This is a genomic window from Streptomyces poriferorum (assembly GCF_019399235.1).
Lineage (GTDB): Bacteria > Actinomycetota > Actinomycetes > Streptomycetales > Streptomycetaceae > Streptomyces > Streptomyces poriferorum.
In genome coordinates this window covers 1-11,640 of record NZ_JAELVH010000257.1, presented here as the reverse complement: position 1 = coordinate 11,640, position 11,640 = coordinate 1, and the positions used below count along the sequence as shown (strand labels likewise).

The 11,640-nt window shown below is 69.4% G+C and carries 8 protein-coding genes and 1 pseudogene; 3 read left to right on the top strand and 6 right to left on the bottom strand.

Annotation, left to right across the window (positions count from 1 at the left end; translation table 11 throughout):
• A pseudogene (locus JGS39_RS31555) lies at positions 1-166 on the bottom strand (carbohydrate ABC transporter permease); the annotation flags it as partial.
• Positions 167-910: 744 nt separating this feature from the next.
• On the opposite strand from JGS39_RS31555, the gene JGS39_RS31550 reads away from it, so the two are divergent.
• Positions 911-1,936 carry an LLM class flavin-dependent oxidoreductase gene (locus JGS39_RS31550; RefSeq protein ID WP_219573166.1) on the top strand — a complete coding sequence of 342 codons (1,026 nt, stop codon included), beginning with the start codon at positions 911-913 and terminating at the stop codon, positions 1,934-1,936.
• Positions 1,937-2,408: 472 nt separating this feature from the next.
• On the opposite strand, the gene JGS39_RS31545 is transcribed toward JGS39_RS31550, so the two are convergent.
• From JGS39_RS31545 to JGS39_RS31535, 3 genes are read right to left on the bottom strand one after another with little or no spacing between them, the layout of a single operon-like run.
• Positions 2,409-3,323, bottom strand: coding sequence for a carbohydrate ABC transporter permease (locus JGS39_RS31545; RefSeq protein WP_219573165.1), 915 nt, complete (start codon positions 3,321-3,323; stop codon positions 2,409-2,411).
• Positions 3,320-4,234, bottom strand: a complete 915-nt coding sequence (locus JGS39_RS31540) for a carbohydrate ABC transporter permease (RefSeq protein ID WP_219573164.1) — start codon at positions 4,232-4,234, stop codon at positions 3,320-3,322. Before JGS39_RS31540 ends, JGS39_RS31545 begins: the two co-directional genes overlap by 4 nt.
• Positions 4,235-4,250: 16 nt before the next feature.
• Positions 4,251-5,540: an ABC transporter substrate-binding protein gene (locus JGS39_RS31535; protein WP_219573163.1), complete on the bottom strand. Its 1,290-nt coding sequence runs from the start codon at positions 5,538-5,540 to the stop codon at positions 4,251-4,253.
• A gap of 263 nt (positions 5,541-5,803) precedes the next feature.
• On the opposite strand from JGS39_RS31535, the gene JGS39_RS31530 reads away from it, so the two are divergent.
• Positions 5,804-7,846 carry an NPCBM/NEW2 domain-containing protein gene (locus tag JGS39_RS31530; RefSeq protein ID WP_219573162.1) on the top strand — a complete coding sequence of 681 codons (2,043 nt, stop codon included), beginning with the start codon at positions 5,804-5,806 and terminating at the stop codon, positions 7,844-7,846.
• A 61-nt stretch (positions 7,847-7,907) separates the two neighbouring features.
• Here the strand turns inward: JGS39_RS31530 and JGS39_RS31525 are convergent, their stop codons facing one another.
• Positions 7,908-8,864, bottom strand: a complete 957-nt coding sequence (locus JGS39_RS31525) for an ROK family protein (RefSeq protein ID WP_219573161.1) — start codon at positions 8,862-8,864, stop codon at positions 7,908-7,910.
• Positions 8,865-9,045: 181 nt separating this feature from the next.
• Here JGS39_RS31525 and JGS39_RS31520 point away from each other — a divergent pair, with 181 nt between their 5' ends.
• Complete coding sequence (locus JGS39_RS31520) at positions 9,046-10,074, top strand: LacI family DNA-binding transcriptional regulator (protein WP_219573160.1); 1,029 nt, start codon at positions 9,046-9,048, stop codon at positions 10,072-10,074.
• A 148-nt stretch (positions 10,075-10,222) separates the two neighbouring features.
• Here the strand turns inward: JGS39_RS31520 and JGS39_RS31515 are convergent, their stop codons facing one another.
• Positions 10,223-11,521: a DUF6986 family protein gene (locus JGS39_RS31515; protein WP_219573159.1), complete on the bottom strand. Its 1,299-nt coding sequence runs from the start codon at positions 11,519-11,521 to the stop codon at positions 10,223-10,225.
• Between the last annotated feature and the right edge of the window lie 119 nt (positions 11,522-11,640).

Sequence of the window (11,640 nt, the reverse complement as noted above, 5' to 3'; positions counted from 1 at the left end):
TTGCTGGACCCCAGCGTGAGACCCGCGATGAAGTGCCGCTGGAGCAGCAGGAAGACCACGAGGGTCGGGAGCGCGACGATCACCGAGCCGCCGGTGCGCAGGTTGCAGTCGGGAAGAACTGGCCGCGCATGTTGTTCAGTACCGAGGTGACCGGGAGCTTGTCCCCGTACACCTCGCCGACCTGCACTCTGTTCTGTTCCATTGAGTTCCTGCGTGTTCTGGTGAGGTGTCGCAGGGGCGGGCGAATCAGGGACAGAACCTGCTCCCCAGACGCTCCCCTTCGGGGCCTTGAAGCTGGAGGACCTGCCCGGCGAAGGACCTGCATTTGGCGAGCGCCGACGGCAGCGCGGTGGGGCAGGAGGCACGGGATCCGGCCGCGGAGTCCGGCGTCAGGTTGCCAGCCTTTGACTCGTGCCTGGCCCCAGTTGTTGAAGGGTTCGGACGGCGATGCAGGGGCATGCGTGGCTCATGACTTCTCACGTGGCAGCGTCGTCGATGCTTGTGCTCGCTGGGCGGTGGCAGGGCCCGCCATGGTTCAAATGGGCGTTCCTCGGGGTGTGGGTGCTGTTCGCCGTGTTCATCCTGTTGCGGTTGCGCAGGAACGGGTGGAAGTTCCCCAAGCGTTGACGCCCCTTTGTGCGACTGCGGCCCTACCGGTTGATGGGGCCGCGTCGTGTCTCTGGCCATTCGTTCGGCTGCTGATGTATCTCTCGGACGAGAGCGTGGAGGTCAGAGGACGCGGGAGCTGACGCTGGACGCGCCAGGTCGAGCCGGCTGAGACGGCGGCGGGTACGGCGTTCACGGAGCGCGGTCGGGAAGTCCACAGCCCTGCTGCAACGGCCGGGGCGGAAGTCTGGCCATTCCCTGGAGGGAATTGTGGGCACCACCGCCGGAGGGGAGCCTCTGGGGCATGGACATCGGCGTACTCCTCCCGACCGGAAAAGCCCAGTGGGGCGCGGGCGACGACCCCCGGGACCTGATCGACTTCGGCATCCGGGCCGAACGGTCGGGCTTCTCTTCGCTCTTCGTCAACGACTCCCTGATCAGCCCGCGTATCGAGGCGCTCACGATGCTGGCCGCGCTCGCCCCCGCGACCGAGCGCGTGACGCTGGGGACCGGTGCGCTGCTGGCATTCCTACGCCGCCCGATCCAGGTCGCGCAGTCGCTGGCGTCGATCGACCTGCTGTCCGGCGGCCGACTCACAGTGGCGGTCGGCGCCGGTTTCCCCGGACGTTTCGGACGGCCCTTCTATACGCTGTCCGAGGTGCCGTGGGAGCGCCGCTTCGCCCGACTCGATGAGACCGTCGCGCTTTGGCGCGGCCTGTGGACCGGCGCCACCTCCTTCCACGGCGAGATCCTCCGGTTCGAAGACATCCCGCCCGCGACCCTGCCCTTCCGCGAAGGCGGCCCACCGATCTGGCTCGGCGGAGCATCCCCGGCCGCGCTGGCCCGCACCGGCCGGCTGTACGACGGCTGGCTCCCCTACCCGCCCGACCCGGCCGACTACGAGTCCGGACTGCTGGACGTACGGAAGGCGGCGGCCGAGGCCGGTCGCCCTGCCGACGACGTCACCCCGGCCCTGTTCGTGTCCGTACGGGTCGACGACGGCGTCGAGAACGGCCGCCGGGCGCTCGACGACTACGCACGGGCCGCCTACGGCATGCCTCTGGAGGAACTGGAGAAGATCCAGGCAGTCGTCACCGGCTCCGCCGAGCAGGTTCTCGACGGCCTCGCCCGCTACGTCGCCGCTGGCGCCCGCCATCTCGTCATCCGCCTCGCCGCGCTCGACCTCCGCTCACAGCACGACCAACTCGAGCGCACCGCCGCCCTGATCCCCGATCTCCAGGCATCGGCGGTTCACGCCTCGTCGGCATTCACTACTCTGAGCACGGGCGTGCCTTCCCGACCGACGGTGCAACGTCGGCCTACTCGATGACCAGAAGTCGATCACTCGCCAGGTGAGGCGAGTTGGAGGGAAGCTGGCATTCGGCCCGCCCAAGGGCGACAAGGTACGCACCACGCCCTTCCCGGAGTACCTGGCTGCCAGGTACTCCGGGAACACCGGAAGGCCGTCCCTCCGCAGGCAGTCACCCTGCTGTGGAGGGAACCCCGCACGGGCACCACGAAGCGGGAGACCGAGGAGCGTGCGCCCCGCACTCACAAGTACGCGCACTTCATGCCGGAGGCTGACGGGCGGAGCAGGGCGGCGATGGACGCCTGGTTCGGCTCGGCGGTATCCGCCGCACAGACGATCTCCCCAGATTCTCCCCAGGCGCGCGACTCGTCCGGTGAGGGCACCTCGCCGGACCGCCTCTCCCCTGCCGAGGATGGCGTCTCCAGCGAGCCGCATGCCGATCAGTTGGCGCTCGCCGGAGTTGGGTAGCGAAGGCTTCTTCGCAGGTCATACGTCACCCCTTGCTGGACCCCAGCGTGAGCCCCGCGATGAAGTGCCGCTGGAGCAGCAGGAAGACCACGAGCGTCGGGAGCGCGACGATCACGGAGCCGGCGGCGAGCAGGTTGTAGTCAGTAAAGAACTGGCCGCGCAGGTTGTTCAGCGCCGAGGTGACCGGAAGTTTGTCGCCGTCGGAGATGAAGACCAGCGCCCAGAGGAAGTCGTTGTACATCCAGGTGAACTGGAGCGTCCCCAGGGCGGCGAGTGCGGGACGGCACAGGGGCAGGGTGATCCGCCAGTACTGGGTCCAGACGCCGGCCCCGTCCACGACGGCCGCTTCGAGGATCTCCTGCGGGAGGGTTCGCATGAAGTTGGCGAGGACGAAGACGCAGAAGCCGAGCTGGAATCCGACCTGCACCAGGATGACGGCCCAGTAGGAGTCGAACATCGTCATCGAGTCGGACATCCAGTAGGGCAGCGGAATGCGGTTGAAGACGACGTACAGCGGTGTGACGATCACCTGTTGCGGAAGCAGGTTCCCCGCGGTGAAGAGCATCAGCAGGACGAGCCCGCCGCGCATCCTCAGCCGGGCGAGCGCGAATGCCACGAACGAGGCGAGGAACAGGGTGATGAGGACCCCGGGCACCGCGATGATCATGGTGTTGACGAAGTACTTCGTCATGCCGGAGTCGGTGAACGCCTGCCGGTAGTAGTCCAGCGAGAGATGGCGGGGCAGCGAGAAGTAGCCGTGCTCCGAGGTCTCGTCGTAGGGCCTGAGCGAGGCGTACACGGCGAGCAGCAGCGGGGCGAGGAAGGCGAGCGACACCGTCATCAGGAAGGCGTGCACGCCGAGCCGGCCGGGACGGATGCGGAGCCGGGACGTGGCGGGGACGGACTGCGCCGGGCGGGCAGCGGCTGCTTGCGTGGTCATCGGTCCTTCTCCCCTCGGATCTCCTGGACCAGATACGTCACGACGAATCCCAGGGAGACGACCAGCAGGACGACGGCGATGGCGGAGCCGAAACCGATCCGGCTGGCCTCGCCGATGATGTTGTCGGTGACGAGCACCGAGAGCAGCTCCAGGCCGTTGCGGCCGTGGTTGACCGCGTAGACGATGTCGAAGGCGCGCAGCGACTCGATGACGGTGATGACGCCGACGATGACGTTGACCGGGCGCAGCGTCGGAAAGACGATGCGGAAGAAGGTCTGGGTCTCGCTCGCCCCGTCGATCGCGGCGGCCTCCTTGAGGGAGGTGTCCACGGCCTTGAGCCCGGCGAGGTAGAGGATCATCACATAGCCGGTGTGGCGCCAGGCGGCCGCGAGCAGGACCATCCAGATGTTGAGGTCGGGATCGCCCAGCCAGTCGGTCGGTGAGGCGGTGTCGCCGACGATCGCGTTGAGCGCTCCCTGGTCGCGGGAGAAGACCAGCTGTGCGATGAAGCCGACCACGGCGAGGGAGAGCACGACGGGCATGTACAGGGTCGACTGGTAGAAGCGGCTGAAGCGCACGCCCTTGTCGATGAGTACGGCGAGGAGCAGCCCGAACGGCGTGGCGACCAGGCCGAGGAAGGCGAGCCAGAGCAGGTTGTGGCGGGCGGCGGGCCAGAACTGCGGGTAGTTCGTGAAGAGGTTCGTGTAGTTGCGCGTGCCGACCCACTCGATGTCGCCGATGCCGTCCCAGCTGGTGAAGGACAGGACGACTGAGGCGAGGGTCGGCCCCCACACGATGGCGATGTCGAGCAGGACAGGTATGCCGAGCAGGGCGCCGAGCACGACGAGGTCGCGGCGGGTGAACCGTCGCGAGCCCCGTCGTCCGGTGCGCCGCCCCGAGATGAACGACACGGTCGGTACTCCCGGTTCAGTCCGAGGCGAAGATGGTCTTCTTCTGCCGTTCGATGTCGTTGACCAGGCCGTCCACGTCGTTCGGGCTGCTGATGAACTTCTGGATCGCCTGGATCATGACCGTGGACGCGAAGTCCGGACGGGTGTCACGGTCCAGGAACTGGGAGATCTGCTTCGCCCCCGACACCAGCTCGACTGCCTTCTTCTGGATGGCGGAGTACTGGGAGGTGTCCGCCCGGTCGTTGACCGCGACGTTGTTCGGGTCGCTCTTGAGGTAGATGTCCTCGGCCTTGCCGGTGGCGAGCCACTTCAGCAGGTCCTTGGCGCTCTCCAGGCTCTTCTCGTTCTTGAGGCTCTTCGACTTCTTCGCCAGCAGGAACCCGTCGATCGGCGCCTCGACGGCGTCCTGGCCGTGCTCCGGGTTGATGACGGGAAAGGGGAAGAAGTCGAGGTCGTCCTGTTCCGCCTTGGGGAACTGGGCGCCGGGGTGCGGCAGTCCGAAGACCGCCATGCCCGCGTCCCGCTTCTGGAGGCTGGTGGCCGCCTCCTGCCAGGTGCGGCCGTTGGCGCCCTGCTGGCAGTACGGGAGCAGGCGCCGCCAGGTGTCGAAGACCTCCCTGACGCGCTTGGCCGTCCAGGCTTCCTCGCCGGCCATCAGACTCTTGTGGAATTCGTATCCGTTGGTCCGCATGTTGATGTAGTCGAAGGTGCCCATCGCGGGCCAGCCGTCCTTGTCGCAGAACGCGATGGGGTCGAGCTTGTCCTTCTTCATCTGCTTGGCAAGGGCCACGTACTCGTCCAGCGTCCTGGGCGCCTGGTAGCCCCGTTCGGCGAAGAGGCTCTTCCGGTGGAAGACGGCCCACGGATAGTAGTAGTACGGGGTGAGGTACTGCTTGCCGTCCTCACCGGTGGACTGGGCTTTCAGAGCGTCCGAGAATCCCTCGTACCCCTCCCAGTTGTCGCTGATGTCGTACAGCAGCCCCTTCTTGGCGAAGAACTGCATGCGGTATCCGGCGAACCACATGAAGACGTCGTCGGGCTTTCCCTGCAGATAGCGGTTGATGTTCTCCTGAAAGGTGTTGTGGTCAACGGTGTTGACGTTCACCTTTCGGCCGTCCGACTGGCCGGCATAGGCCTTGAAGGCGTCAGAGAAGGCCTTCTTCGGAATGGGGTCGGACGCATTCGAGCCCAGGGTGATGGTCTTGCCGTCACCGCCGGGCCCACCTCCGCACGCGGTGAGCAGTGCGGGAAGCGCGACCGCGCCGGCACCGACTGCCGCGCCACGCAGCAGAGTTCGCCGGGACATCCGATGCCCCGTGACACTGCCGGGCAGATCTGACCTGTCGTACGAGTGCGCCATGACCCCCTCCTCCGGAAGGCAACCCAACACAACCGAACGTGCGCTTGGATCTCACCCCCAACGAGCAGCGGCGTCAAGGGTTTTGACGAGATACCGAACAACCGGCACCACCCCTCTTCCAACAGACTCCAACACGCTCTAACGTAATCGCTCGTCTTGGCGTGCACATGCCGCCACTCGATTCGGCACGAGTACGGAGGAACGTAACGATGCGTCATCTTCCAAGCCGTACAACCCGCACAAGCCGCCGCAGAGTCATCGGAGCGCTGACCGCGGGCCTCCTGTGTGCGGCGGGAGTCACCGTTCCCGCCGCCGCACAGTCCCCGGAATCCGCCCAGGCGCCGACGGCCGGCGCACGCGCCGGCAACGACCTCGCACTCACTCCACCCATGGGGTTCAACAATTGGAACTCCACCCATTGCCGGGCCGAGTTCAACGAGGAGATGGTCAAAGGGATCGCCGACATCTTCGTCGAGAAGGGGCTCAGGGAGGCGGGCTACGAGTTCGTCAACCTGGACGACTGCTGGGCGAAGCCGCAGCGTAATGCGGACGGCAAGCTGGAAGCGGATCCGGTGCGATTCCCGAACGGCATCGCGGCCGTTGCGGACTACGTGCACTCGAAGGGTCTCAAGCTCGGCATCTACACCAGCGCGGGCACCAAGACCTGCGACAGCGTCGGCCTTCCGGGCGCGCTGGGTCACGAGTACAGCGACGCGCGGCAGTTCGCGGACTGGGGCGTCGACTACCTCAAGTACGACAACTGCAACAACCAGGGCGTGGACGCGAAAGAGCGCTATACGACGATGCGGGACGCGCTGGCCGCCACCGGTCGCCCGATCGTCTACAGCATTTGCGAATGGGGCCAGAACAAGCCCTGGGAATGGGCCGCCGGACTCGGCAACCTGTGGCGCACCACGGGCGACATCAACGACAGCTGGAGCAGCATGCTGTCGATCATGAAGCAGAACCTGCCGCTCGCCGCCGCCGCGGGTCCCGGCCACTGGAACGACCCCGACATGCTGGAGGTCGGCAACGGCGGGATGACGGACACGGAGTACCGCACCCACTTCTCGATGTGGTCGGTGATGGCCGCGCCGCTGCTCATCGGTTCCGACCTGCGCACGGCGACGCCCGAGACGTACCGGATCCTCTCCAACCAGGAGGTCATCGCCGTCGACCAGGACCCGCTGGGCAAGCAGGGCACCGTGCTCTCCTCCGAGGGCGGCCGCTGGGTCGTCGCCAAGGAGATGCGGGACGGCAGCCGGGCGGTGGCGCTGTTCAACGAGACCGGGAGCGCGCAGCGGATCTCGACGACGGCCGCGGCGGCGGGGCTTCCGGGGGCGGACGCGTACACCGTGCGCGATCTGTGGGCGCACACCACGCGCAACACCGCGGGCGGCCTCTCCGCGACGGTCCCGGCCCACGGCACGGTGATGCTGCGCGTGGCCGCCGACCGCCACTGGGCGGCGTATCCGCCCGCGGTGGAACTGGCCCTGGACGGAAGCCCGCTGGTGGAGGCGGGTCGCACGGCACAGCTGACGACGACCGTCACCGATCTGGGCCGGACCCCCGCCGTGCAGGCGTCGGCGGCGCTCACCGGCCCGTCCGGCTGGCGGATCGCGGCCGACTCCGCGACCACCGCACCGGCCCTGCCGACGGGAAGGGCGCTGGCCACCCACTGGCGGGTGACGGCTCCGCCGGGCACCGCCACCGGCACCTACGACCTGACGCTCACCGCGCAGTACCGCTCGCCCACCGGGCAGCGGGTGCGGTCCGCCGTGCCGTTCCAGGCCCATGTGGTGGTGGCGCCACCGGCAGGCGACGGCTACCTGAGCGATCTGCCGCAGCTCACCGCGTCGAACGGCTACGGACCGGTGGAGAAGGACACCAGCAACGGCGAGAGCGCGGCGGGTGACGGGCATCCGCTGACCATCGGCGGCGAGGTGTACGCCAAGGGGCTGGGGGTGCATGCGGCCAGTGCCGTCGAGTACTACACGGGCGGCGCGTGCGCAACGGTGACGGCACGCGTCGGGGTCGACGACGAGAAGGGCGCCAAGGGAAGCGTGGCCTTCGAGATCTGGGCCGACGGCACGAAGACGGCATCGACCGGGGTCCTGACCAACGCCATGGCGGCGCAGCCCGTCTCGGCGGACGTCAGCGGTGCCCAGGTCGTACGTCTGGTGGTCACCGACGGGGGCGACGGCGTCGACTCCGACCACGGGGACTGGGCGGACCTCCGCATCACCTGCTGAGGCCGCCGGGGGAATCCGGGGTCCCGGGTGGCTGCGGCCTGCGCCGCCACCCGGGGCCGCGTCAGACGGAGACCGCTCCGTCCGCGGCCACGCGCGCGGCGAAGGCCGCAGCCGCCGCGCCCACCAGCCCCGCGTCGTTGCCCATGACCGCCGGCGCCACGGTCAGCTTCTGGACGAACGACAGCGTCGCGTACCGCCGCAGGGCGCTGCGCAGGGGGGCGAACAGCACCTCGCCGGCACCGGCCACGCCGCCGCCGATCACCGCGATGTCGATCTCGACCAGGGTGGCCGTCGCGGCGATGCCCGCGGCCAGCGCCTGTGCGGCCCGCTCGAACGACGCCACCGCGACCGGGTCCCCCGCCCTGGCCGCAGCCGCGACCGCCGCCGCGGTCGCGTCACCGTCGGGGCCGGGCAGCCAGCCGCTCTCCAGCGCGCGGCGGGCGATGTTGGGGCCGCTCGCGATGCGCTCGACGCAGCCGCGCGCCCCGCACGGGCACGGGTCGCCGTCGAGGTCGACGCTGATGTGCCCGATGTGGCCCGCGTTGCCGCTCGGGCCGGGGTGGAGGGCGCCGCCGAGGACGAGCCCGCCGCCGACGCCGGTCGACACGACCATGCACAGCGCGTTGTCGTGGCCGCGGGCCGCGCCCATCCAGTGCTCGGCCGCGGCGATCGCGACGCCGTCGCAGACCAGCTCGACGGGGAGACCGCCGGTCGCCGCCCTCACTCGCTCCACCAGCGGGAAGTCCCGCCATGCGGGTACGTTCACGGGGCTGACCGTGCCGGCCGCGGCGTCGACCGGACCGGCGCTGCCGATGCCCAGGGCGGTGACCCGGCCCCACAGGGGCGACGCGGACAGCTCGGCCAGCACCTCGGCCACCGCCGCCATCACCGTCTCGCTGTCCTCGCGGGCGGGCGTCGGGCGCTGCACCCGGACGCGGAGCGTGCCGTCGCCGTCCACCAACGCCCCGGCGATCTTGGTGCCGCCGATGTCCAGCGCGGCGACGAGGTCGGTATACATCGGTGAGGGCTCCGTGGGTGAGGTGGTGGGACCTGCGACTTCAGTAAATAGTCTGCATAGTCTCCATTCCTCTGACAACGTTGTCCAGGGCCTATGCTCGACGCCACAGCCTCCGGTCTCCTCCGCGGCACCCGCCGCGGCGCTTCCGGACAGCCCGTACCCGACGACAGGACAGCGCATCGTGGCCGAGACCACCCGTCACTCCGAGCCCCGCTACGGCAACCGGCCGACCATGAAGGACGTGGCGGCCCGTGCCGGAGTAGGCCTCAAGACGGTCTCGCGCGTGGTCAACAGCGAGCCGGGCGTCACACCCGACACCGAGCGCCGGGTCCAGGAGGCCATCGACGCGCTGGGCTTCCGCCGCAACGACAGTGCGCGGGTGCTGCGCAAGGGCCGTACCGCGTCGATCGGCCTGGTTCTGGAGGACCTGGCCGACCCGTTCTACGGCCCGCTGAGCCGTGCCGTGGAAGAGGTGGCCCGGGCACACGGCGCCCTGCTCATCAACGGCTCCAGCGCCGAGGACCCGGAGCGTGAGGAGGAGCTCGTACTCGCGCTGTGCGCGCGACGGGTCGACGGACTCATCGTGATTCCGGCCGGGGACGACCACCGCTATCTGGAGCCGGAGATCAAGGCGGGCATAGCGACGGTCTTCGTGGACCGTCCGGCGGGCCGGATCGAGGCCGACATGGTGCTCTCGGACAGTTTCGGGGGCGCCCGTGAGGGTGTCGCCCATCTGATCGCGCACGGCCACCGCCGCATCGGGTTCATCGGTGACCAGCCGAGGATCCACACGGCCACCGAGCGCCTGCGCGGCTACCACGCCGCCATGACCGACGCCGGGATAACGGTCGAGGACTCCTGGGTCTCGCTCGGTTCCACGGAGCCCGAACGGGTCCGGCCGGCCGCCGAGACCATGCTCTCCGGCCCCGAACCCGTCACCGCGCTCTTCGCGGGCAACAACCGCGTGACGGTGACAGCGGTACGTGTACTGGCCGGCCGGGAACGACCGGTCGCCCTGGTCGGGTTCGACGACATCGAGCTCGCGGACCTGCTCGGCATCACCGTCATCTCCCAGGACGCGGCAGCCGTCGGGCGCACCGCGGCCGAGCACCTCTTCCGAAGGCTCGACGGCGCCGACCACAGTCCGGCACGCGTCGAGCTCCCGACAAGGCTGATCCCGCGCGGTTCGGGCGAGCTGCGCCCGGCCTGAGCGGGTTTTCGGGTGACCTGCGGCCGGAAGGCGGACGCGGTCCGGTACGTGCGGCCTTGGCAGCGCGGGAAGCCCGCGTGCCGACCGTGGCCGCCGTATCGCAGGTCACCCGAAAGCCTCCGCGCCGGGCGCCGGGCGCGCGGGCGGACTACGGCGTGGTCACTGTCAGTCCGCCACGCCTCGGGGAGGCGAAGGCGTCCAGGTCCGCGCGGGTCAGTCCGGTCAGCCGGGCCACCTCCGCGGTGTCCAGGGCGCCGCAGTCGATGCCCCTGAGCAGGTAACCGCTGAGGGCCTTGGCGGTGGCGGGTTCGTCCATCACGTCGCCGCCCGCCTTCGCCACGTAGGCGGCGAGCCGGGCCGCGGCCTGCTCCAGGCCCTCGCGGTAGAAGGTGTACACGGCCGCGTAGCGGGTCGGGAGGTGCCCCGGGTGCATGTCCCAGCCCTGGTAGTAGGCGCGGGCCAGGGCGCGCCGGGTGAGCCCGTAGTGGAGCCGCCAGGCCTCGTGGACCTGAGGGGTGGGGCCCACGGGCAGGACGTTGGTGGAGCCGTCGGAGACACGCACTCCGGTGCCCGCGGCGGCCACCTGCATCACGGCCTTCGCGTGGTCGGCGGCGGGATGGTCGCTCGCCTGGTAGGCCGCGCTGACCCCGACGCAGGCGCTGTAGTCGAACGTGCCGTAGTGCAGGCCCGTCGCCCGGCCCTGCGCGGCGTCGATCATGCGGGCGACGGCGGCGGTGCCGTCGGCGGCGAGAATCGACTGGCTGGTCTCGATCTGGATTTCGAAGCCGAGCCGCCCGGAGGGCAGGGCGTGTGCCTCCTCGAAGGCTTCGAGGAGCTGGACGAAGGCGGTGACCTGTTCGGGGTACGTCACCTTCGGCAGCGTGAGCACGAGCCCTTCGGGGAGGCCGCCCGCCTCCATCAGGCCCGTGAGGAAGGCGTCCGTGGTGCGGATGCCCCGGTCGCGTACACCGGCTTCCATGCACTTCATCCGGATGCCCATGTACGGCGCCGCCGTGTCCTTCGCGTACGCCTCGGAGATCAGCCGGGCCGCGCGGGCCGCCGCCTCGTCCTCCTCGGCGTCGGACCGGGGGCCGTAGCCGTCCTCGAAGTCGATGCGCAGGTCCTCGACGGGCTCGCGGATCAGCTTGGCGCGTACGCGGTCGTGGACCGGCCCGGCGAGCTCCTCCGGGATGCCGAGCACCGCGGCGAACGAGGCGGCGTCGGGGGCGTGCTCGTCGAGCGCCTCCAGCGCCCGGTCGCCCCAGGAGCGGATGGTGTCCGCGGTGAAGGTGTCGCCGGGTACGTAGACCGTGTGTACGGGCTGGCGCGTTCCGGGATCGCCCGGGTAGCGGCGGGCGAGTTCGGCGTCCACCGCCGTGAGGGAGGCGCTGATCCCGTCGCTGACCGCACCGGCGAGGCTCGTCGCCACCTTCTCCTGCTGACCCATTTCCGCACCCTCCACGCTCTCGTCGTTTCCGCTTCCCGGAATCAACAATCCGTATAGTGAAGTTATAAGGCTGTCGTACCTGCGTCAATGGTGATCGGAAACGGCCCGGGGCCGCGCGG

Coding starts and splice junctions, on each gene's coding strand:
- JGS39_RS31550 (WP_219573166.1), top strand. CDS start 911: ATGGACATCGGCGTACTCCTCCCGACCGGAAAAGCCCAGTGGGGCGCG.
- JGS39_RS31545 (WP_219573165.1), bottom strand. CDS start 3,323: ATGACCACGCAAGCAGCCGCTGCCCGCCCGGCGCAGTCCGTCCCCGCC.
- JGS39_RS31535 (WP_219573163.1), bottom strand. CDS start 5,540: ATGTCCCGGCGAACTCTGCTGCGTGGCGCGGCAGTCGGTGCCGGCGCG.
- JGS39_RS31530 (WP_219573162.1), top strand. CDS start 5,804: ATGCGTCATCTTCCAAGCCGTACAACCCGCACAAGCCGCCGCAGAGTC.
- JGS39_RS31525 (WP_219573161.1), bottom strand. CDS start 8,864: ATGTATACCGACCTCGTCGCCGCGCTGGACATCGGCGGCACCAAGATC.
- JGS39_RS31515 (WP_219573159.1), bottom strand. CDS start 11,521: ATGGGTCAGCAGGAGAAGGTGGCGACGAGCCTCGCCGGTGCGGTCAGC.